The 21,878-nt window shown below is 71.3% G+C and carries 18 protein-coding genes; 7 read left to right on the forward strand and 11 right to left on the reverse strand.

Translation table 11 applies throughout. From position 1 onward, the window contains the following. The first annotated feature begins 3 nt into the window (after window positions 1-3). Window positions 4-1,434 carry a M1 family metallopeptidase gene (locus IL992_RS09250; protein WP_193202891.1) on the forward strand — a complete coding sequence of 477 codons (1,431 nt, stop codon included), beginning with the start codon at window positions 4-6 and terminating at the stop codon, window positions 1,432-1,434. Window positions 1,435-1,472: 38 nt separating this feature from the next. Here IL992_RS09250 and IL992_RS09255 read toward each other — a convergent pair whose 3' ends face one another. Next, window positions 1,473-2,108 carry a response regulator gene (locus IL992_RS09255; protein ID WP_193202892.1) on the reverse strand — a complete coding sequence of 212 codons (636 nt, stop codon included), beginning with the start codon at window positions 2,106-2,108 and terminating at the stop codon, window positions 1,473-1,475. Beyond that, window positions 2,105-3,250, reverse strand: a complete 1,146-nt coding sequence (locus IL992_RS09260) for a sensor histidine kinase (protein WP_193202893.1) — start codon at window positions 3,248-3,250, stop codon at window positions 2,105-2,107. Before IL992_RS09260 ends, IL992_RS09255 begins: the two co-directional genes overlap by 4 nt. Before the next feature lie 232 nt (window positions 3,251-3,482). Between IL992_RS09260 and IL992_RS09265 the strand changes: the two genes are divergently transcribed. After that, a complete protein-coding gene (locus tag IL992_RS09265) occupies window positions 3,483-3,797 on the forward strand; it encodes a hypothetical protein (protein ID WP_193202894.1) in 315 nt (104 codons plus the stop codon). A 55-nt stretch (window positions 3,798-3,852) separates the two neighbouring features. On the opposite strand, the gene IL992_RS09270 is transcribed toward IL992_RS09265, so the two are convergent. Continuing rightward, the gene (locus IL992_RS09270) at window positions 3,853-5,691 is read right to left on the reverse strand and encodes a cellulose binding domain-containing protein (protein ID WP_193202895.1); all 1,839 of its coding nucleotides are present in this window, start codon (window positions 5,689-5,691) and stop codon (window positions 3,853-3,855) included. A 164-nt stretch (window positions 5,692-5,855) separates the two neighbouring features. Continuing rightward, on the reverse strand, window positions 5,856-6,086 hold the full coding sequence (locus IL992_RS09275; RefSeq protein WP_193202896.1) for a DUF2470 domain-containing protein: 231 nt from the start codon (window positions 6,084-6,086) through the stop codon (window positions 5,856-5,858). 8 nt (window positions 6,087-6,094) lie between these two features. On the opposite strand from IL992_RS09275, the gene rpsD reads away from it, so the two are divergent. Beyond that, complete coding sequence (gene rpsD, locus IL992_RS09280; RefSeq protein ID WP_193202897.1) at window positions 6,095-6,643, forward strand: 30S ribosomal protein S4; 549 nt, start codon at window positions 6,095-6,097, stop codon at window positions 6,641-6,643. Window positions 6,644-6,702: 59 nt separating this feature from the next. Here rpsD and IL992_RS09285 read toward each other — a convergent pair whose 3' ends face one another. From IL992_RS09285 to IL992_RS09300, 4 genes are all read right to left on the reverse strand, one after another. Further along, window positions 6,703-8,043, reverse strand: coding sequence for a carbohydrate binding domain-containing protein (locus IL992_RS09285; protein WP_193202898.1), 1,341 nt, complete (start codon window positions 8,041-8,043; stop codon window positions 6,703-6,705). A 21-nt stretch (window positions 8,044-8,064) separates the two neighbouring features. Further along, the gene (locus IL992_RS09290) at window positions 8,065-8,985 is read right to left on the reverse strand and encodes a hypothetical protein (RefSeq protein ID WP_193202899.1); all 921 of its coding nucleotides are present in this window, start codon (window positions 8,983-8,985) and stop codon (window positions 8,065-8,067) included. Window positions 8,986-8,990: 5 nt separating this feature from the next. Next, window positions 8,991-9,494 (reverse strand): hypothetical protein, encoded by a 504-nt coding sequence (locus tag IL992_RS09295; protein ID WP_193202900.1) that lies wholly within the window; start codon window positions 9,492-9,494, stop codon window positions 8,991-8,993. 561 nt (window positions 9,495-10,055) lie between these two features. Then, window positions 10,056-10,754, reverse strand: coding sequence for a GNAT family N-acetyltransferase (locus IL992_RS09300; RefSeq protein WP_193202901.1), 699 nt, complete (start codon window positions 10,752-10,754; stop codon window positions 10,056-10,058). A gap of 289 nt (window positions 10,755-11,043) precedes the next feature. Between IL992_RS09300 and IL992_RS09305 the strand changes: the two genes are divergently transcribed. Then, window positions 11,044-11,817 (forward strand): MerR family transcriptional regulator, encoded by a 774-nt coding sequence (locus IL992_RS09305; RefSeq protein ID WP_193202902.1) that lies wholly within the window; start codon window positions 11,044-11,046, stop codon window positions 11,815-11,817. Window positions 11,818-12,005: 188 nt separating this feature from the next. Then, window positions 12,006-12,470 carry a hypothetical protein gene (locus IL992_RS09310; RefSeq protein ID WP_193202903.1) on the forward strand — a complete coding sequence of 155 codons (465 nt, stop codon included), beginning with the start codon at window positions 12,006-12,008 and terminating at the stop codon, window positions 12,468-12,470. Between the two features lie 38 nt (window positions 12,471-12,508). Here IL992_RS09310 and IL992_RS09315 read toward each other — a convergent pair whose 3' ends face one another. Further along, window positions 12,509-15,133, reverse strand: coding sequence for a protein kinase domain-containing protein (locus IL992_RS09315; RefSeq protein ID WP_193202904.1), 2,625 nt, complete (start codon window positions 15,131-15,133; stop codon window positions 12,509-12,511). A gap of 339 nt (window positions 15,134-15,472) precedes the next feature. Here IL992_RS09315 and IL992_RS48895 point away from each other — a divergent pair, with 339 nt between their 5' ends. Beyond that, window positions 15,473-16,459, forward strand: a complete 987-nt coding sequence (locus IL992_RS48895; RefSeq protein ID WP_193202905.1) for a chorismate mutase — start codon at window positions 15,473-15,475, stop codon at window positions 16,457-16,459. Between the two features lie 80 nt (window positions 16,460-16,539). Continuing rightward, a complete protein-coding gene (dnaE, locus tag IL992_RS09325; RefSeq protein ID WP_193202906.1) occupies window positions 16,540-20,061 on the forward strand; it encodes a DNA polymerase III subunit alpha in 3,522 nt (1,173 codons plus the stop codon). A gap of 18 nt (window positions 20,062-20,079) precedes the next feature. Here dnaE and IL992_RS09330 read toward each other — a convergent pair whose 3' ends face one another. Both IL992_RS09330 and IL992_RS09335 read right to left on the reverse strand, forming a co-directional pair. Then, window positions 20,080-20,853, reverse strand: a complete 774-nt coding sequence (locus IL992_RS09330; RefSeq protein ID WP_193202907.1) for an MBL fold metallo-hydrolase — start codon at window positions 20,851-20,853, stop codon at window positions 20,080-20,082. Then, the gene (locus IL992_RS09335) at window positions 20,850-21,848 is read right to left on the reverse strand and encodes a cyclic nucleotide-binding domain-containing protein (RefSeq protein WP_193202908.1); all 999 of its coding nucleotides are present in this window, start codon (window positions 21,846-21,848) and stop codon (window positions 20,850-20,852) included. Before IL992_RS09335 ends, IL992_RS09330 begins: the two co-directional genes overlap by 4 nt. Window positions 21,849-21,878 lie beyond the last annotated feature (30 nt).

Genomic DNA, 21,878 nt, shown 5'->3' on the forward strand with positions numbered 1-21,878 from the left:
CTCATGACATCGTCCCGTTCGCGCCGGGCGGCGCGGCTCGGCGGCGCGGCCCTCGCGGCCGCGCTGCTCACCGCGACCCAGGCGACCACGGCTCTCGCGGCTCCCGGGAACCCCGGGGAGCCGCGCTACTCCGCGGGCGCCCCCTCGCTCGGCGACCCGTACTTCCCCGACCAGGGCAACGGCGGCTACGATGTGCGGCACTACGACGTCACGTTCTCCTACGACCCCGCCACCAAGGTCATGGACGCCACGACGGTGATCACCGCGGTCGCCACCCAGGACCTCGACCGGTTCGACCTGGACTTCCGCGGCCCGCAGATCACGTCGCTGAAGGTCGGCAAGCACCCGGCCGCCTACCGGCGGGACGGGCAGGAGCTCGTCGTCACCCCGCGGCCGAAGCTCAAGACCGGGGAGACCTTCACGGTCACGGTGACGTACGCGGGGACGCCGCCGGTCGTCACCGACCCCGACGGCTCGATCGAGGGCTGGGTGCCGACGGACGACGGCGCCTTCGTGCCGGGCGAGCCGCAGGGCGCCCCGGCGTGGCTGCCTGCCAACGACAGCCCGGCGGACAAGGCGACGTTCACCTTCCACGCGACGGTCCCGGAGGGCGTCACGGTGGTCGGCAACGGCCGCCTCGTGTCCAAGACGACCGCGGACGGCAAGACGACGTTCGTCTGGGACTCGGCCGAGCCGATGGCGACCTACCTCGCCACGGTGACCCTGGGGAACTTCGTCGTCAACGAGTCGACCACTTCCGGCGGCATCCCGGTCTACACGGCCGTGGATCCCCGCCTGGTGACCCAGTCGGCCGCGGCCGTCTCCCGGATCCCCGACATCCTGGACTACTTCTCCTCGATCTTCGGGCCGTACCCCTTCAACCAGGCGGGCGCCATCATCGACCGCGCGCCGGACGTCGGCTACGCCCTGGAGAGCCAGACCAAGCCGATCTTCTCCAGCGCGCCCAGCGTGGGCACGATGGCGCACGAGCTCGCGCACCAGTGGTACGGCGACAGCGTGAGCGTCGGCAAGTGGTCCGACATCTGGCTGAACGAGGGCTTCGCGACGTACGCGACCTGGCTGTGGACCGAGCACACCGGGGGCGCCACCGCGCAGCAGACGTTCAACAGTTCCAGCAACTACGGCCGGGCGGCGACCTCGTCGTTCTGGCAGATCGTCACGGCCGACCCCGGCCCCGAGGACATGTTCGGCAACGTGCCGTACAACCGCGGCGCGATGACGCTGCACGCGCTGCGCGGCAAGATCGGCGACGCCGCCTTCTTCACGCTGATCAAGGACTGGGCGACGGAGCACCGGTACGGCAACGCGGCCACCGCCGACTTCATCCGGGCGGCGGAGAAGGTCTCGGGCATGGACCTGAAGGCGTTCTTCGACGTGTGGCTGTTCCGGAAGGGCAAGCCCGCCTCCTGGTAAACCCCGTTCCGGCGGCTCCCACCGCGGGAGCCGCCGGTTCAGGGACGCAGGTGCAGGGCGAGCTGGATGCGGTCGCGCAGGTCCAGCTTGCGCAGCACGCTGGACACGTGGTTCTTCACCGTGCCCTCGGTGATGGACAGGCGCGCCGCGATCTCCCTGTTGGCGGCCCCGGCGGCGACCATCCGCGCCACCTCCACCTCGCGAGCCGACAGCAACTCCTGCCCGCGGAAGGCGACCGGGCTCACCGGCAGGTGCCGCAGCTCGGCGACCAGGCGGGCCGCGACCGGGCTGCCCAGCACGGTCTCCCCGCGGCTCACCCGGTGGACGGCCGCGACCAGTTCCTCCGGCGAGCAGTCCTTCAGCAGATAGCCGGTCGCGCCGCCGCGCAGCGCGCCGAAGATGAACTCGTCCTCGTCGAACGTGCTGAGCACGACGACCGCCACCTCCGGATGCTCGTCGGCCAGACGGACGATCAGCTCCACGCCGTTCATGCCCGGCATGCGCATGTCCACGAGCGCCACCTGCGGGCGGCGGTCGCCGATCACCCGCAGCGCCTCGTAGCCGTCGGCCGCCTCGCCCACGACCTCGATGCCGTCCTCGACCTCCAGCAGCTTGCGCAGCCCCTGGCGCAGCAGTGCCTGGTCGTCCACCAGCACCACCTTGACCGGCGTCATGCCCCCACCCCCAGCGGCAGCTCGGCGCGTAACTCGAACCCTCCGCCCGGCCTGTCGCCACCGGCCAGCGTGCCGCCGAGCGCCCTGGCCCGATCCGCCAGCGACGCCAGCCCGAAGCCGCCGCGCGACTGGCCGTCCCTGCCCGTTCCGTCGTCGCTGACCACGAGCGCCACCTGGTCGTCGCCGAACGTGAGCGTGCCGTGCACGTGCTCCGCCCTCGCGTGCCGCAGCGCGTTGGTGAGCCCCTCCTGCAGCACCCGGTAGAGGACGAGTTCGGTGTCGGCCTCCAGCCGCCGTTCCTCGCCCCGCACCTCGAAGCTCACGCTGATGCCGGTGCCGTCGAACGACGCCGCGAGCCGTTCGAGCGCGGCGCTGCCGACGCGGCCGTCCAGCGCGAGCGGCCGCAGCGCGCGCACCCAGCGCCGCGCGTCGGCCAGCGCCTCCACGGTCAGTTCCTTGGCCTGGCGGACCTCCGCCCAGGCGGCCTCGGGGCGGCGCTCGCGGAACCGCTCGGCGTTCTCCAGGCCCATCTTGATGACGGTCAGGTGATGGCCGACCGAGTCGTGCATCTCCGCCGCCATCCGGGCCCGCTCCTCGGCGACGGCCAGCTCCCTGATCCGCTCCAGCAACCCCTGGGCCTCCTCGCGCCTGCGCCGCGCCTCGGCGATGGACGCCACCATGCCCAGGACGAACGCGGAGAACGCCGCCATCCAGGCGGCCTGGACCAGGCCGTCGGCGATCGTCGAGCCCACGAGCGGGGGCATGACGGCGCACAGGACCACGACGCACGACAGGATGGCCGTCGCGACGCGCATACCGTACAGGAACGCGAGGTTGGCCACCGCGATAAGGATCAGCGGCATGTGGAACTCGGCCGAACCGGTGACCCCCATCATGAGCGTCGCCGCCAGGAACAGCGGCGCCACCCAGAGGCGGCCCCGCCCCCGGCTCCAGGGCAGGGCCGGCCAGAGCGCCGCGACCAGCACCAGGTTGGCGCCGAAGAGCACGCACTGCACCGGGCTCACCGCGCGGGTCATGAACCCTTGCGCGAGGCCGGCGGTCAGCAGGGCCGTCATCGCCCAGAACACGACGTTGAACAGGAACGGCCGGTCGGCGTCACGAAGCCAGTCGAAACGCGCCATGCCTCGACCCTAGAGCGATTCGGATCGGACGCAATCGCCCATCGGAACCATGACCATGGTCATGCCCGCGCCTATCCGCCGCTCGATGTGCCGGGGAGCAGGGCGAACCTAGCGTCTCCCCCATGAGAGCCACCAAGCCCGCTCAACCAGGCGTTTCCGGAGGAACTGCTGTGGCGGGGGCACGTGTACGACACCCTGTCGGCCCGGCTGTCCACCCGCGCGGTGGTGAGGCGTGTTCGGCGCTCTACACATCGTCTCCCAGGGCGGTGCCGACACTCTTCTCGAGAAGCTGCTCTACGTCGTGATGGCCACCGCGCTCGGTTTCGCGTGCACGGTGGCCCGGATGCGCAGCGGCGCGGTGGGGATGGCGGTGGGTGTGCACGGCGGCCTCCACATCGGCCTGCGACTGACGCCCACCCACGAAGCCGGCTTCGCAGCGCAACTCGCCCTGATGGCCGGCGCTCTCACACTGGCCGCATGGGTGATCGAGACGGTGTATCGCGCGCGTGCGGGGCGCGAGCCGGTGCCCGCCCCGGAGACGGTCTGAGAGCGGCCGGGCCCGCGCCCGCCCACCCGTCCGTACGGGCGGGCGCGGGCGGGTGTCAGCCGGTGGTGCAGGAGATCGGGGACGGGACGTCACCGGCGCCGTTGGCGGTGAAGCCGAACGACGTGGAGGCTCCGGCGGCCAGGCTGCCGTTGTAGCTCACGTTCTTCGCGGTGACGGCGGCGCCCGACTGGGACACCGTGGCGTTCCACGAGGAACTGATCGTCTGGCCGTTCCGGTACGACCAGCCGACGGTCCAGCCGGAGATCGCGGTGGTGCGGGTGTTCGTGACCGTCACATCGGCCTGGAAGCCGCCCGGCCAGGAGTTGGTCACCTTGTACGTCGCCGAGCACCCTGAGCCGCCGGGCGTGGGGGAGGCCGAGGGCGACGGGGACGGCGTACGCGAGGGCGAGGCGGACGGCGAGGGCGACGGCGACGGCGACGGCGACGGGGTGCCGCCGCCGGACGCCTTGAGGACCGTGATGGAGTACGGCGGCAGCGTGATCGAGGTGGCGGACGACGCGCTGCTCGTGCTGATCGAGGTGGCGCCCTTGCGCCACTGCACGACGGTGGCCGCGCCACCGGGGGAGAAGCCGGAGTAGGACAGCGAGACCGTCGTGGAGTTGTTCAGGTCCTTGTTGACCAGCACGACGTTGACGCCGCCGGAGGTCTTCACCGCGTGCGCGGCGAGCAGCGAGCTGGACGAGGACGCCTTGACCAGGGTGTCACCGGGCGATCCGGCCCTGCCGACCATGGCCAGGCCGTAGTAGGGCGGGAGGGGCGTGTTCACCGGGGGCTCTCCGGAGCTGCCCGAGGACAGGATGCCGAAGTCGTTGTAGTCGGGGGTCCCGTCGTCGTTGGTCTTCGGGCTGCTGCTGGTGCCGTTGTGGAGGCTCCACCAGTCGACGTTCATCACCCCGTTCTCGAACCAGGTGAGGTAGCTGTCCGCGGCGCCCAGGGCCGTCGTCGCGCTGTTGAGCTGGTAGTTGAGGTTCGCCTCCGTGACCGCGATGCCGATGCTCGACGCCCTGCTCCCGGCGTACTTGCCGAGCAGGGAGCGGATCGTGCTCACCATCGGGGCGATCTGCGAGACCTTCGTCAGGCTGTCGGCCGCCGACGTGGCGCCCGGATACCAGTGGATGATCACGAAGTCGGCCTTGTCCTGCACGATGGACATGACCGTGCTGTTCCAGTCCGCGCTGTCGCCCGAGCCGACGACGCCGTCCGGCCAGCCGCCGGGGGTGGTCAGCACGACGCCCACCTTGATCGAGGAGTCCACGGCCTTCATCGCCGAGATGTACTGCAGGACGTTGTTCGCGTACGCCTTGGGGCTCTTGTCGGCGTGGTTGTCCTGCTCCCAGCCCGAGCCGTAGTGGCCGTTGCCGTAGACCTCGTTGCCGATCTCCCAGTATTTGACGCCGTATCCCTTGGTGACGTTGGCGTACCGCACCCAGTCGGCGGCCTCCTGCGCGGTTCCCGTGCCGTAGTTGGCGATGACGACGGGCTGCGCGCCGGCCGAGCGCACCGTGCTCACATAGGTGTCGAAGTCGGTGCCCGGGGCCACGTAGCCGCCCTCGGTCGTGTGCGTCTTCCAGTGGTAGATGTCGCCGTACGAGCCGCCGGGGTAGCGGACGGCGGTGAAACCGGCGTCCCGCAGCAGACCCGAGACGGGGGAACTGTTCATGTTGCCGTCGTAGACGGCGACGTTGACGCCGTGCCCGGCGGCCGGGATCGTGCCGAGGCTCGTGCCGGTGTTCACCGTCACGGTGGCGGAGGTCGCGGCCGAGGCGGGCGCGGTGACGGCCGTCGCCGCCACCAGGGCCGACGCGGCGGCGAGCGTCGCCGACGTCAGCAGGGCCAGGCCGGCGCGCCGCCGGCGGGTGAGCGAGCCGTGCATGGGAGCTCCTTCGAGCGGTCGCGCTGTCGCCCTCTCCGGGCGCAGGTCGAGCCGCATCCTTTTCCTCGCCATGCCGTACGGTCAACGCCCAGGCGGCCCGCGAGGCCCTGACCTGCGGCTGATTTCGTATGGACCTGCAACTTTCATCGTCGTGTCCCGTGTCGTCACGCGGACAGCAGGCAGGCCAGTGCGCGTTCGAGTGCCGCGGGCGTCGCGACGGGCGCCGGCCAGGGGACCCTGACCAGGTGGCCGGGCCCCGGCCGCAACGTGGCGCCGTAGCGGTCCAGCTCCCACAGCCACACCTCCGGGGCGGGTTCCCCCGTCAGCCGCTCCGCCGCCTCCCTCAGCTGCCCCGAGTGGGACTCGTTGACGTGGCGCACCATGCGTTCGGCCACGTAAGGCGGTGAAGTACTTCGAGGCCCGGCCCTACCCGCCGGGGGAGCACGGCCGCACGACCAGCCGCCGCAACACGGGCGACTACGGAGTGCGGCTGCTGGAGAAGCAGAAGCTCCGCTGGTACTACGACGTGTCGGAACGCCAGCTCCGCCGCTATTGGGACCTGGCCGTCCGCCGCCCCGGCCGGTCGGGGGAGGAACTGCTGGCGCTGCTGGAGACCCGGCTCGCCTCGCTCGTCCTGCGGGCCGGCCTGGCGCCGTCGATCTACGCCGCCCGGCAGTACGTGAACCACGGGCACATCACGGTTGACGGCCGCAAGGTGGACATCCCGAGCTACCTGGTGAAGCCGGGCCAGTCGGTGGCCGTACGGGACCGGTCGGTCAGGATGCAGCCGTTCGTGGCCGCCGCCGAGGGCACGTACGCGGACGAGCGGACCGCCCCCTACCTGGACGTCGACCACCGGGGGCTGCGCTTCACCCTGCTGCGGCGCCCGGAACGCGAGGAGATCGTGGTCCCGGTGGACGAGCAGCTCGTGGTCGAGCACTACTCCCGCTGACGCCCCGAAGACGGCGGTTTCGGCGGCGTAGCCGGCGCGCGCCGGCTACGCCGTGACGGTCAGGAAGAGCGGTTGGTGCCCGCCGGGGTGTTCATGCCGACAGGCGTGGAGGCCGTCGGACGGTCGGCCTGGCAGCGCTGCTTCTCCGATGCGGTCATCGGGCCAGTGCGCTGGTAGACGCGGTCGGACAGTTCGGTGGCCGGGTAGTCCATGACGGTGTAGAGGCGCCACTCGGTGTTCGGGTCCGCGGGGGCGGGATCGGATACGAACCAGCCCTCGGTGCGACGGCGACCGGCCTGGGTCTCGACCCACCCGGCCTCCGAAGGCTGTAGAGCTTCGGTCACCGTGTGGTCGCTCTTGGCGGCCCACGCGGGATTGGTCGCGGTCCCGGCGGCGAACTGCTGGGCCATGGCGCTCGGCGTGCCTGTGGTGCCGGGAAGGCCCGCACCGGTGGGCAGGTCCCCGTAGGAGCGCCCGGTGAAGGTGACCGGGCGCGTTCGGGTCAGCGCGTTGCGGGTGCAGTTGATGTAGGTGTCCCCGTTGATCTGAGCCGGCTCGTAGTACGCATACGAATACTCTTTCTCCGGCTTGAAGACGCACCTGCTCGGAGTGCCGTTGCAGTAGTTCACCGCTTCGGTCACCGGCCTGGCGTCGTTGCCGTAGAAGGCCTGAGAGGGTGGCAGGGCGGTCTTGGGAATGGTCTTGTCGACCGGCGGCGGAACCTGGACCGCCCGCACGTTGGCGATCAGCGGGCCGCAGTTGCCGCCTGCGTTGGCGGGAGCCGGCACCGTGGAGGTGAAGGTGAGCAGTGGTTCGTGCTCGGAAGCGGTGAAGGTATAGGTCTGCCCGGTGCGCCACACCCCCTTGCCGAGGGTGTTGAGCTTCTTGTCCGGGTCGGCTGCGGTGGTCCGCTCACTGACCTCGCCCCCTGCGCCCTCGACCGTGTACGACTGGCCCTGGGCGACCGACGCCGGTGTGCAGGCGGCGGCGATTCCGGGGCTGTCGTCGAAGGTGACGGTCACCTGGGCGCCCGCGCGCACCCCGCGCAGCCGCTGCTTGAAGCCGTAGGCGGCGGCCGGGAAGCGGAGCATGACGGCCGTCTTGCCGTCCGGATGTCCCGAGTCCGCTCCCGCGTAACGCCCGACCCCGGCGGCGGTGCCGGATCCGGCGGTCGAACCCACCGACCAGCCCTGCACCGGGCCCCAGTTCACGCTGCCGGCGGGAAAGACGGGGAGGGCGAAGTCGCCGTTGATGACCGCGACCGGCCTGCTGCCGGGCGCGTCGGCGTACGCGGGCTGGACAGCCGCGGGCAGGCCGAGGCAGAGGGCCGCGCCGAGGCCGGCGGCCGGAACCATGCCCATCACGGCACGGGTCTGCACGATATTCACGATGATCTCCATCAGAAGAGGCTGGCGGGACGGTCAGGACGGCCGAAGCGGAAGCACGGTCCGCTCCCTGAGCCGGGCCCCCGGCGGCAGCGCGGGGACGGGTGTCGACGCGTCGACGCGGCGACCGGTCTGATTGACGTTGTCGTCCGCGGCGGTCGTGGCGTGCGGATGCACCTGCTCGCAGGTGTTCCCGCCTACGACGAAGGTCTCGGCGACGAAGGTGCTGGTGTTGACCGTCGAGGGACCGGTGACGACGACGTTGCGCACCGACAGGCCGTTCGGCGCCGTGATCGTCCCGGCGACGCGCTGCATGGCGGCGCTGGCGCCGAACACCAGGGCGTCCCCGGGCCGGACGACGGTGGTGTAGGTGGTCGACTCGGTCTGCTCGCTGGTCCAGGTGCGCTGGTAGGCGAGCTTGAACGCACCCTCGAAGGCGCCCTTGAGCCCCAGGGAGCCGCCCACCTTGCCGCTGCCGTTCGCGCCGGCCTTGGCGCCGAAGGTCGCGCTGGGGCCCTGCTGCTTGTTCGGGGTGTCGAAGCTGCCGCTGCCTTCGGCGTTCACCGCGGCGGAGACCTCGCCGGAGGCGTTGAGCTGCCCCTCCACCGCGATCTTTCCGGTGATCTCGCCGCCGAGGTTGTCGGTGCTGCCGGTGCGCAGCGTGATCTGACGTGTCACGGTGATCTCGTCGTCGGTGCAGTTGACGGCGGCGTTGCCCAGGGACTTGACGGCGCTGTAGAAGTCCCCGGACCCGGCCTTGTCGACGGCGAACCGGCATGCCCCGGGGTGCGCGGCGCAATACTCGGTCACCGGACGCACGGACGGCAGCGGCGCGTCACCGTCGAACGCCTGGGCGGTTGGCGTTTCCGGCTCAGAACCGGCGGACGCCGCCATCGGAAGGAACGTGATCAGGGCGGCGGCGGACAGCACCGGCATCCGCCGGGTCAGAGGTGTCATGAGGCTCACTTGTTCATCAACTCGCACAGGCCGGTCAGCGAGGGCGAGCCGTCGCTGACCTTGAACGCGGCGGGCAGGTCCGCGGCGAAGGCGTCACAGGTGGCGTTCAGCGCCGACGTGGCGTTGTCGGTCGGCGCGGGCTTGAAGGTGTTCAGCTCCTGCCGAACGTTGTCCATGCCCTCCTGCTGCTCGGCGCCGTCGCCGATGAGGTTCCGCATGCACTGCTTGCCCTGGGCGGACCCGGGAGGGCACTGCTCGGCCTTGTCCTTGGCGGCCGCGATGTCCTCCTTGGCCGCCTCGGCCTCCTTCTTGGCGTCCTCGCGGCCGGAGTCGACGCCCTCCCGGTCCTGCCCGGAGGCGCCGCAGGGCTTCGGCTCCCCGTTGGGGCAGGGCTTGTCGTCCTCCGGTGGATCCGGCTCCAGTACGGCGGCTCGGGCGGCGGTCGTCACCCCGGCGTGAGCGGGGGCGAAGGCAGAGGCGGCGACGAACGTCGGAGCCAATGCGAGCATGGCGAAAGCGCCAGCCAGGCGAAGATTGTGCATGTCCTACTTCCGGCGATACGGAACGGATGACTCAGGCGTCGAACAGACGCGCAGCTGCAGAACGTAGTCATGCGCACCCGAAAAGTAAGATCGCCACGCCGAGCGTGTCGGCCCTCACTCGGTAATCCTCCGAAGAGGCGCAACGCGCTGAGACAGGGCCATTCAAAGGCGCCCCACCCTGATGACCTCTACCATCGCGTCAGCCGGCCTCGTCGTGTTTCCGGCTGCCGCCCACGCGGACACCACCGACTTCAACATGCGGATCATCAACGAGATGGACGGCAGTCGCATGTCACTCTCGGGGGGGTCGCAGAAGGGACCCGGCCCGTCACACTGCGCGCCCCTGCCATCCGGCACAGGGCGGCCCGCTGGACCATAACCGAGAAGGACGACGGCTTCCTGGTGATCAAAAGCGAGGTGGCCGGCAAGTGTCTTCAGCCCGCCTCCGGGCCCCGAACGCGGGAGACACGCTGGTCGTCAAGACCTGCACTTCACCCGCCCCCGGCGCCGTCGTGTGGTGACACACCGTCACGGCGTACGGTATCCGCGGAACGTCACGCGCCTGCGGACCACGAAGCCGAGCCGCTCGTAGAGTGCGATCGCGTCGACGTTGGCTTCGGCCGCGTGGAGGAACGGGCGCTCGTTCCGCGACGTGATACGTGCGACCAGCGCGCGCACCAGGCGGGAGGCATGACCTCGCCCGCGGACTTCGGGGGCGGTGCAGACGGCGCTGATCTCGGTCCATCCGGGCGGGCGGAGCCGTTCGCCCGCCATGGCGACCAAGACGCCGTTCTCGCGGATACCCAGGTAGGTGCCGAGTTCGAGAGTTCGGGGCCAGAACGGTCCCGGCCGGGTTCGCGCGGTGAGATCGAGCATCTCGGGCACGTCGCCGACGCCCAGCTCGGCTATCTGCGAGTCGGGCTCGGCAGGACCGGGGTGGCTGCCCGCGGGCCAGATCATCTGGAAGCCGTCGAGAGTGAAGACCGGCTCCCAGTCCGCGGGCGGGGTCGCCGGGCAGCTGAACAGATCGGCGAACTCGCCGCGACCGAGCAATCGCGCGAGGTCGGCCCACTCCGCCGGGCCCGGATCGGCGGACACCGCGGAGAAGGTCGCGACTTCCGGCAGGTAACCGGCCGCTCGTCCGAGCCGACGGGCCAGGTGCGCGTGGTGGCCGCGGAGCGACTCACCGACCGGGTCGTCGAGTGTGACGGCGTCGCGGTCGACCATTTGTGCTGTGCCTTTCGTATCGTGCGCGGGTGGGAGCCGCTGACCGGCCGTCGGCAGAGCCACGACATGCGCGACGGCGTTCACGAGCCGACGCGTGCGCACGTTCGGTGGCGCTGTCCGGTGGAGCGTCGCCTCCGATGGATCACCTTCGCGCTGGGCCGTCACCTACCCGCAGCCGCAGTGTAGTCAGGTGAGTTCCTGTCCCCACCCGGGGAGGGGTGCCGGCGCTACCGCCGCCTCTCGCGCGGGGCTTGAACCTCCCGTTGGGAGAGGTCGTAGCGTTTCGGACGTGATCGGGGCAGACGACGCCGGGCGGCGATGGTCGATCGGCGAGCTGGCGCGGGCGACCGGGATGACGGTGCGCGCGCTGTACCACTACGACGAGATCGGGCTGCTGAGCGCGAGCGAGCGTACGCTCGCCGGGCACCGCCGATACACCGAGCGCGACCTGCGGCGGCTGTACCGGGTCCGCGCCCTGCGGGCGCTCGGCCTGTCGCTGGAGGAGATCGCGGGTGTTCTCGACGGCGCGGCGGACGACCCCGGCTCGATGCGCGATCTGCTCACGGCGCAGTTGCGCAGGCTCGACGAGCACGCAGAACTGATCGGGATGCTGCGTCAGCGGATCCGCGGTCTGCTCCGGCAGACCGGCGACTCGTCCGGCCCCGATCCGGATCGGTTGATGACCACATTGGAGTTGATGTCGGTGTTCGAGACGTATTTCACAGCGGAGCAGCGCGAGCGGCTGGCCGAGCGCAGGGACGCACTGGGCGGCGAGGGCGTCGAAGCGGCCAGGCGCGAGTGGACGGGGCTCGTCGAGGAGGGTCTGCGGCTCATGGAGACCGGCGTGCCCGCGCAGGACGAGCGGGCCCGGGACCTCGTACGCCGCTGGGACGCGCTGGCGGGCGGGTTCCATCCGGACGGACCGGAGGGGGAGCGGACCAGGGCCGCGGCCCGCAGGATGTGGCGCGACAACAGCGCGGAGATCGGCCGGAGCCTGCCGTGGCCGGCCGAGCGGATGGCCGGCCTGGTGGCCTACCTGGAGCAGGCCCGCCAGTCCGGCTGAACGGCCCGTCGTCCCCCGTTTTCGCCGCCGCGTGTTCGCGGGCGGGCTCGTAGAGTGGAGGGAGTGCTGATCGCTTCCGGCCGCCTCGGGCCGGAGAAAGACCGCCGCGAACGGTCCCCCGGAGCAAGGGCGGGCCGGGACCGGCGGCCTGGTGTCCCTCCCATCCGGCCCCACGACTGGGGGTTCTCATGGCGCTGACGATCGAACGGACCGTTCGGGGGGTCCTGGTGATCCTGGGAGTGGTCACGGCACTCCCGGCGCTCGCCCTGGTCTCCCCGGGAGGGGCGCTGGACTTCTCCTACGGCATCTCGCCGCCGTCCGACCCTATGACACTGGCGCTGCTCCAGCATCGGGGCATCCTGCAGGGGGCGCTGGGCGCGGCCCTCGTCTGGGCCGCGTTCCAGCCGGCGGTCAGGGTTCCGGCGGCGGTGACGGCAATCGTCACCAAGTCCGTCTTTCTCGGCCTGATGGCGACCTTGCCCGTCGCGGTGAGGGCGGGCGCGACGCCCGGCATCCTGTTCGACATCGGCGCGATCGTCCTCCTCGCGGCCGTCACGCTCCACCGCAGGCTGACGGGCTCACACGGGCAGGACGGCGGGAGCCCGGTCCGGCTTTCCCCCGGCAGACGGGGGCGGTCGGCGGCCGGGCGCTGACTCCCTGGCCGCCGTCGGCCCCTCGGCGGGGGAGCGCGTCACTTCGCCGGCTTGAAGGTGGCGGCGATGGTCTCGAAGAGCTCCTTCTTCTTCTTCCAGTCCTTGTCCTGGGTCTTGTAGAGCAGCGCGTAGCCGTTGTGCTTGTCGGTGACGAAGCCGCGGTCGATCACGCGTGACCGGTAGCGGCTGTCGCCGAAGGTGAACTCCCAGTCGGCCGCGGTCTTCCAGTACCCCTTGACCTCTCTGATCTCGATGAGCTTGTAGCCGGGGAAGTTCCGGCTCATCCCGGGCACGTCGCGCCGCCAGACCTTCAGCGCGTCGGACTCGGGACTGGTGGTGTGGTGAACCTCCAGGTAGGTGTGCGAGTCGCCGCGGAAGCGGACCTCCCCGTTGCCCCTGCCGTCGACGTGCCACCCCTTCGGCAGCGCGAGCGAGAACCCGCTCGAGTGCTTGTACTTGTGCCAGCCCTTGGGGACGTCGGCGGGCTCGGAGGTTTCGGGGCTGGGGGAGGGCTCGGGAGACTCCGTCGCCTCGTCCGAGGCGGACGCGGACGGCTCGGCGGAGGACGGCGCGGCCGAGGAGGACGCCGAGGTGGAGGGGTCCTCACCGCCCTTCCCCGTCGCGGCAGGGGCCGCGTCCGACCCGGCAGTGGGGTCGCCCCCCGAGTCGCCCTCGCCCGCCCGCAGCCCGAGGTAGCCCGCCACGCCCGCGATGACCAGCAGCGCGGGGATGAGGATCAGCGCGACCTTCAGCATTCCGTTCGACGACCGCGGCGGGACCGGGGTGGTGGACACCTCGTGCCACGCCGCCCCGCCCTGCGGGGGCACCGCCGCAGGCGCCTGCCTCAGCCCGGCGATCGGGCTCCCGGCGTCGGCGATCCCGGCCGCGCCCGAGGCGTCCTGCGTCCGGTCCGCCGTGGCGGCCCGCCGCTCGTCGCCCGCGGATCCGCCGTTCGCGAGGGGCCGGGGCGTCTCGGCGCGGGCCGCTCCGGCGCGGTCGCCCGTCCGGTCCGTACGGCTGTCGCCCCCGGAGCCGGTCTCGGAGCCGGTGGAACCGGAGGAGGCGGACGACGCCGAACCCGCCGCGCCCTTCGACGCGGCGCTCCCGCCGGTGGTGCTCCCTCCCGCGCCCTTCGGCGTCGCACTCGCGCCGGAGGCCGCCGAGGATCGTGATGCCGAGGACTGTGTCGTCGAGGGTTTCCGCTCGCCGGAGGAGGTGCCGGAATCCTTCGTCTTCCCGGAGGCGGCCGAGCCCTCCGGCGCCTCGCGGCCCTCCTTGCCGGAGGCCGCGCCGGCGGTGACGGCGGGGGCGATCTTGGTGGTGCCGTCCTGGGCGTCCGCCGCTGCCGGACCGCCTTCCTCGCCGGGCTTCTCCTTGGCGGGGGCGCCGGTCGAGGGCGTCGTACGGGCGGGCGGGGCGGCCTGTACGCCGGTCTCCGGCATGGCCGCCGGCGTCTTCCCGGCCTTTTCCTGATCCGGGGCGTCCTCCTGCTCCTGTGCGCCGTCGTCGCGTACGACCGGGAGGGGCGAGGTGATCTCGCCGGGGCCCGCGGCCTCGCTCTCGGCCCCGGTTCCACCCTGCCCGGCCGCCGCTCCCTCGCCGGGGACGGGCGTACGGCCAGCCCCCGCCGCCTTGTCGCGCTCCGCGGGCGTCGCGGGACGCTCCTCACGGCGGGCGGAGGACACGGGCGGGGCAGACACGGGCGGGTACGGCGCGGCGCCGCGGGAGGATTTGTCCGCCCCGGGACGGGAGGCGGGCGTCCGAGGATTCTGGACCTCCGGCTTCGCGGCCTCCGGCGTCGCGGGCCGCGGTGAAGCGGGTTCGGCGGGCCGGGACGGCGGTGGGGACAGCTCCCGTGACGCGCGCTTGAGCAGCCGGGTCAGTTCGTCGTAGCCGGGCCGGTCGGCCGGCTCCTTCGCGAGCATCCTCAGGAGAACGGGCCCCAGCGCGCCCGCGCGCCGCGGCGGGGCCGGGTCGTCGTTCAGCACGGCGTGCATGGTGGCCATCGCCATGCCCCGGTCGTGCGGGGGCTTGCCCTCCACCGCCGTGTAGAGCGTGGCGCCGAGCGACCACAGGTCCGACTCGCGCTGTGCGGCCTCGCCGCGGAGCCGTTCGGGGGCGATGAAGGCGGGGGTGCCGACGAGGCCGGTGCGGGTCATGGTGGAGTCGGCTTCGAGCCTGGCGATGCCGAAGTCGGTCAGGACCACCCGGCCGTCATCGGTGAGCAGCACGTTCTCGGGCTTGACGTCGCGATGCAGCACGCCCTGGCGGTGGGCGGCGCGCAGCGCGTCCAGGATCTGCAGGCCGATCTCGACGGTGCGCTCGGGGGACAGCGGGCCGTCCTCCCTGATCACCTGCCCGAGCGAGCGGGACGGCACCAGCTGCATGATGATCCAGGGCCGGTCGTCCTCTTCGATCACGTCGTGGACGACCACCACGTTCGGGTGGGTGAGGCGGCCGGCGGCCCGGGCCTCGCGCATGGTCCGGCGATTGAGGTCGCTGAGCTCGTCGCCCATGGCGCTGTCGTAGCGGACCTCCTTGACCGCGACCGCGCGGTCCAGCAACTGGTCGTGGGCGCGCCAGACGACGCCCATGCCACCCCGGCCGATCGGCTCCATCAACTGGTACCGGCCTCCGACGAGCCGGCCTTCCGCACGCGACACTCGAACCCCTTCCTGGACCCATGAATCGTCCCACGGATGGCAAAGGGATCAACCGCGCCCATGACTGGCGATCCCGGAATCCGAGACAGATCGGTTCGAGCCGTGGCCCGTCGCTGCTAAGGTCCTTGTTATGGGTAGGTACAGCTCGTTTACGAGGCCGGCTCCGGGAGGGCCGGTCGCGTGACGGTGAGCTAGCGACCATCCGGAGCCGGCTTGAGGCAGGGACGCCAGCGTCTCTGCCTTTTTCGTTCTCGGAAGTCCGATCTCAGCCAGTCCTGATCTCAGCGAGTCCCATGGCAGACGGCCGGTTCCGCGGGGCCGGCCCACGGAGGAGCCCATATGTCGAAGGCAGCCCAACTCGACCGCGACGCCGTACGGATCGGCGACCTCGTGATCGGCGACGGGCTCCCCGTTGTGGTCATCGGGGGCCAGGACGCCCGCTGGCTGCGCCTGCGCGGCGACGGCGGCCCTCCCGGCGACGGCGCGGAAACCGCGCGGGACACGCCGGCGGACTCCTCGGGGGACGGGGCGGTCGCCGAGGCCAGGGCGCGCTGGACGGGCCCGCTGCTGGTGGAGCCCGCCACGGTCGCCGACCTGGCCGCCGTGGCCCGGCACGCCGACGGAGTGGTGGTCGGGGCGGCCTGGGCGGGCGACCCCGATCTCGTCCGCGCCGCGGCCCGGCTGGGGCTCCCCGTCGTCCTCCAGCGGGGGATCGTCCCGAGTGGGCGCACGGCGACGCTGGAGGAGTGGCTGGCCGCGGCGGACGACTGCGCGGCCGAGGGCAACGAGGCGGTCGTGCTCTGCGAGAGCGGCGGTCGCGGCGAGCCGGAGGACGCCGCGCCCGACCTCGGGCTCATGCGCGCCGCGCGGGAGCGCACCGGGCGCCCGGTGCTCGCCGGGCTGGGCGGCGACGGCGGGCTGGCGGACGCGGCGGTGGCGGCGGGGGCGGACGGCCTGCTGGTCGGCCCGGGCGCGCCCGAGGAGGCCCTGGCGGCGGCGCGCGAGGCGGCGACCGTCATGGCGGCACTCGTGCGGCCGGACGATCCCGAGACCCTCGACGCGGCCCGGGCCGCGATCGACCGGGTGGACGCGGCCCTCGCCACGCTCCTCGAACGCCGGGCCGCGCTGGCGGGGCGGATCCAGCGGCTCAAGCCCGTCGGCGGGTTCAGGGGTCGGGACATGGACCGCGAGCGGCGCCTCGTCGCGGCCATGGCCCGCCGCGCCCCCAGCCTCGGTGCCGGGCTGCTCGCCCCGATCATGAACGCCGTGATCGAGGCCGGATTGCGCCTGTCCGAGGAGAGGCGGGACGGCGAGGAACGGAGATAGGATTCTGTTTCACCTGAGTCCCACTGGTTCGCGATCACGGCGTAGGCTCTGGTCCGCGGTCCGGTGACGATGGGGGTCTCATGGGTGATTCGTTTGTTCATCTGCACGTCCACACCGAGTATTCGATGCTCGACGGAGCGGCGCGGCTGAAGCAGATGTTCAAACTCGTGGGCGAGCTGGAGATGCCCGCGATCGCGATCACCGACCACGGCAACATGCACGGCGCCTACGACTTCTACAAGCAGGCGACCGGCGCCGGGGTGAAGCCCATCCTCGGCATCGAGGCGTACGTCGCGCCCGAGTCGCGCATGCACAAGAAGCCGGTGCTGTGGGGCGAGCCGCACCAGAAGAGCGACGACGTGTCGGCGGGTGGCTACTACACCCACATGACCATCTGGGCGCGGAACAAGACCGGCCTGCAGAACCTGATGAAGCTCAGCTCGCGTGCCTACACCGAGGGCTTCGTCCGCAAGTGGGCCCGGATGGACGCCGACATCCTCGCCGAGCACGCCGAGGGCCTGATGGCCACGACCGGCTGCCCGTCCGGAGAGGTGCAGACCCGGCTGCGGCTCGGCCAGTACGACGAGGCGCTCAAGGCGGCCGCGAAGTTCCAGGAGATCTTCGGGAAGGACAACTACTTCCTGGAGATCATGGACCACGGCCTCGACATCGAGCGCCGGGTCCGCGACGGCCTGGTCCGGATCAGCCGCGAGCTGGACATCCCCCCGGTGGTCACCAACGACTCCCACTACACGTACGAGTCGGACGCCGCCGGTCACGACGCGCTCCTGTGCATCCAGACCGGCAAGCAGCTCAGCGATCCCGACCGGTTCCGGTTCGACGGCAGCGGCTACTACATCAAGACGGCCGACGAGATGCGCGCGGTCGACTCCTCCGACATCTGGCAGGAGGGGTGCCGCAACACACTGCTGGTGGCCGAGAAGGTCGACCCCGAGGGCTTCTTCCCCTACCACAACCTGATGCCGACCTACCCGATCCCCGAGGGGATGACGGAGGAGGAATACTTCCGGCAGCAGGTCTGGGAGGGCCTGAAGCGCCGCTTCCCCGGCGGCGTGGACGAGGAGCACCGCGCCTGGGTCGAGAACGAGCTCGGCGTCATCATCCAGATGGGCTTCCCGAGCTACTTCCTCGTGGTCGCCGACTTCATCATGTGGGCCAAGAACAACGGCATCCGGGTCGGTCCCGGCCGTGGTTCGGCCGCCGGTTCGCTGGTCGCGTACTCGCTGGGCATCACCGACCTCGACCCGATCCCGCACGGCCTGATCTTCGAGCGGTTCCTCAACCCCGAGCGCGTCTCGATGCCCGACATCGACATCGACTTCGACGAGCGCAGGCGCGCCGACGTGATCCGCTACGTGACCGAGAAGTGGGGCGCCGACAAGGTCGCCATGATCGCCACCTTCGGCACCATCAAGGCGAAGGCGGCCGTGAAGGACGCCGGCCGCGTCCTCGGCTACCCGTACGCGCTGGGCGACCGCATCTCCAAGGCGTTCCCCCCCGCGGTGATGGGCAAGGACATCCCGCTGTCGGGCATCTTCGACTCCGACCACCCGCGCTACAACGAGGCGGGCGAGCTGCGCAAGCTGTACGAGGAGGACGTCGACGTCAAGGCGACGATCGACCTCGGGCGCGGCCTGGAGGGCCTGATCCGGCAGACCGGCGTGCACGCCGCCGGCGTCATCATGTCGGCCGAGCCGCTGACCGACCACATCCCGATCATGCGCCGCGACTCGGACGGCGCGATCATCACGCAGTTCGACTACCCGACCTGCGAGACGCTCGGCCTGCTGAAGATGGACTTCCTGGGCCTGCGCAACCTCACGATCATCGACGACTGCCTGAAGATGATCGAGGGCAACACCGGGAACAAGATCGAGCTGCTGGAGCTCCCGCTCGACGACACCAGGACGTACGAGCTGCTGGCCAAGGGCGACACGCTCGGCATCTTCCAGCTGGACGGCGGCGGCATGCGCACGCTGCTGCGGCTGATGAAGCCCGACAACTTCGAGGACATCTCCGCGGCCCTCGCGCTCTACCGGCCCGGCCCGATGGGCGCCAACTCGCACACCAACTACGCGCTGCGCAAGAACGGCCAGCAGGAGATCATCCCGATCCACCCCGAGCTGGAGGAACCGCTCAAGGACATCCTCAGCACGACCTACGGCCTGATCGTCTATCAGGAGCAGGTCATGGCCATCGCCCAGAAGGTGGCCAACTACACGCTCGGCGGCGCGGACCTGCTCCGCCGCGCGATGGGCAAGAAGAAGAAGTCCGAGCTGGACAAGCAGTTCGAGTTCTTCGAGAAGGGCATGAAGGAGAACGGGTTCTCCGCGGCGGCCATCAAGGCCCTGTGGGACATCCTTCTCCCCTTCTCCGACTACGCGTTCAACAAGGCCCACACCGCCGGGTACGGCCTGGTGTCCTACTGGACCGCCTACCTCAAGGCCAACTACCCGGCCGAGTACATGGCGGCGCTGCTGACCAGCGTCAAGGACGACAAGGACAAGTCGGCGCTCTACCTCAACGAGTGCCGCCGCATGGGCATCAAGGTGCTCCCGCCGGACGTCAACGACTCCGACTTCGACTTCACCCCGCGCGGCACCGACATCCGGTTCGGCCTGTCGGCCATCCGCAACGTCGGCGCGAACGTCGTGGACGGGATCATCGCGGCGCGCAAGGAGAAGGGCAGGTTCACCGACTTCAAGGACTTCCTTCGCAAGGTCCCCGCGATCGTCTGCAACAAGCGCGTCATCGAGTCGCTGATCAAGTCGGGCGCGTTCGACTCGTTCGGGCACGTGCGCAAGGGCCTGCTGATGGTGCACGAGCAGGCCGTCGACGCGATCATCGACATCAAGAAGAACGAGGCGATCGGCCAGGACTCGCTGTTCGGCGCGATCGACGGCGCCGAGGACCAGACCTTCGACGTGCAGATCCCGCCGGGGGAGTGGGACAAGACGACGCTGCTGCAGTTCGAGCGGGAGATGCTCGGCCTGTACGTCTCCGACCACCCGCTGTTCGGCGTCGAGCACATCCTGTCGGCGGGCGCCGACTGCTCGATCGCCGCGCTGCAGGACGACAGCCGCCCCGACGGGCAGGTCGTCACGGTCGGCGGCATCCTGTCGGGCCTGCAGCGGAAGGTGACCAAGAAGGGCGACACCTGGGTCCTCACCATGCTGGAGGACCTGGAGGGCTCGATCGAGGTCATGATCTTCCCGTCGGCCTACCAGCTCTGCGCGACCGTGCTCGCCGAGGACGCGATCGTCTTCGTCAAGGGCAGGATCGACAAGCGGGAGGACGTCGCGAAGATCATCGCGATGGAGGTGACCGCGCCGGACCTCACGGCCGAGTCGGGCGGGCCGCTGGTGGTGAGCATGCCGATCAACCGCTGCACGCCGCCCGTCGTCGGCCGGCTCAAGGAGGTGCTCACCACCCACCCCGGGACGACGGAGGTCCACCTCCAGGTGCACAACGGGCCGCGTACGACGGTCATGCGGCTGGACGACCGGCTCCGGGTGACCCCGTCACCCGCCCTGATGGGCGACCTCAAGCAACTGCTCGGCCCGGCCTGCCTGGCCGGTTGACCGGTCGCCCGGCCAGGGTCAGAGGGTGAGGACGTCGCCCTGGCGCGCCACCTCCACTTCCTTGGCCAGCACGTCCAGCGCGTCGTCCGCCCGGGTCGGGGCGTGGTGGGTGAGGACGAGGCGGCGGGCGCCGCAGCGGGCGGCGAAGGCGGTGGCGTCCGCGACCGTGGAATGGCCGTAGGCGTCGGCCATCGCCTGCTCCCCGGGCAGGAACTGGCCGTCGTGCAGCAGCAGGTCCACGTCCGCCGCCAGCTCGGCGGCCGCCGCGCATCCCGCCTGCGGCGAGTGGTCGGGCAGGTACGCGATCGAGACTCCGTCGCCCTCGACTCGGATGCCGTGGGTGGTGCCGCCCTTGTGGGAGATCTCGGCCACGGTCACGGTGTATCCCTCGATCACGCCGCAGGCCGAGGTGAGGAACCGCCAGATGCCCGCGAGCCCGTCCGGGGTGATGGGGAAGTGCGGCGGGGACATGACACGGGTCAGCGCCTCCAGCGGCCGCGGCGAGGGCAGGTAGAGGTCGACCCGCGCGCCGGGGTGGTCGAGCGGCGGACAGAACGGCAGGCCCTGCACGTGGTCCCAGTGGAGGTGGGTGACCACGACGGAGCCGCGGAACGGCGCCCCGCCCAGCAGGGCGCCCAGCCCGCGCAGGCCGGTTCCCGCGTCCAGGACCAGGGCCGGGACGGCGGAGTCGTCGGGCAGTACGGCGACGCAGCTGGTGTGACCGCCGTACCGCACGAACTCGGGGCCCGGCGCCGGGGTCGAGCCGCGGACGCCGAGCATCGCGAGCCTCACGTGAGCTGTTCCTCTCGGCGGTGCCCCTCGGCCAGCGCGGCCAGCGCCTTTTTGTCCACCACGTCCGCGGCCGCCTCGGCGACCCTGATCGGCGTCAGCGCCGTCAGCGTCGCCGTGCGCACGCCGCCTTCGAGCACCGCGCGCTCACCGAGGATCGCGCCGGGGCCGAGCTCGGGCAGCGGACTGCCGTCCACGTCCACCCCCAGGACGCCGTCGAGAAGCAGGAACAGAGAGGAGCCCGGTTCGCCCTGCCGGACGAGCCGCGAACCGGCGGGTAGCGAGCGGATGACCGGCTTGCGGGCATCGCGCATGATCAGCAGGGACAGCTGACGCTCCAGCGCCGTCTCGGCGGCGGTCACCAGAACCGGGGAGTCCTCGTCGCCCCACGGCGTGCGGCCGGGCCCCTCCTGGGCCGCCCACGCCGCGAAGTCGGTGATGCCCGCCTTGAGCGACAGCCGGCCGTCGGGCCCGTAGACCCAGTGCCGGGGGAACGGGCTGGCGCCCTCCAGCGTCCCCTCGGCCCGCCCGTCGGCGTGCAGGGTCACCGCGAGCGTGGTCCACACCAGCGGCGACTGCATCCGCAGGTACGGCGGCCGCGCGACCCGCCTCGGAAACGGCAGCGCCGTACGTCCGCCCGCGGTCTGCCTGAAGGTGATCCACCCGTCGCCCGTCCGCGGCTCGGGCCTCAGGTCGGGCAGGCCGTACGCGGCGAACCTCACGCCCAGCGGGCCCAGGCGGACGGTCGTGGCGCCCATGACGAGGCCGCCGTCCGCACCGTGCGCGACCACCCGGGCGCCGTCGAACTCGGCCCAGACCCGGAGCCGGTTGGCGAACCTGAACGCGTCGCGGTCGCGCAGGCCGTCGAGGTCTGTGATCACGTCGGGCGGCGGATCGTCGTAGTGCGTGAGTCCCATCGTGAACGCGGGCTTGGTGTAGCCCTTGACCGCTTCGGACGGGATCCAGGAGACAGAGGTGATCGTCGATTCGACTCGCATGCTCCGACCGTAGGAACCACGCGGGCGGCT

This window comes from Microbispora sitophila (assembly GCF_014892245.1).
Taxonomy (GTDB): domain Bacteria; phylum Actinomycetota; class Actinomycetes; order Streptosporangiales; family Streptosporangiaceae; genus Microbispora; species Microbispora siamensis.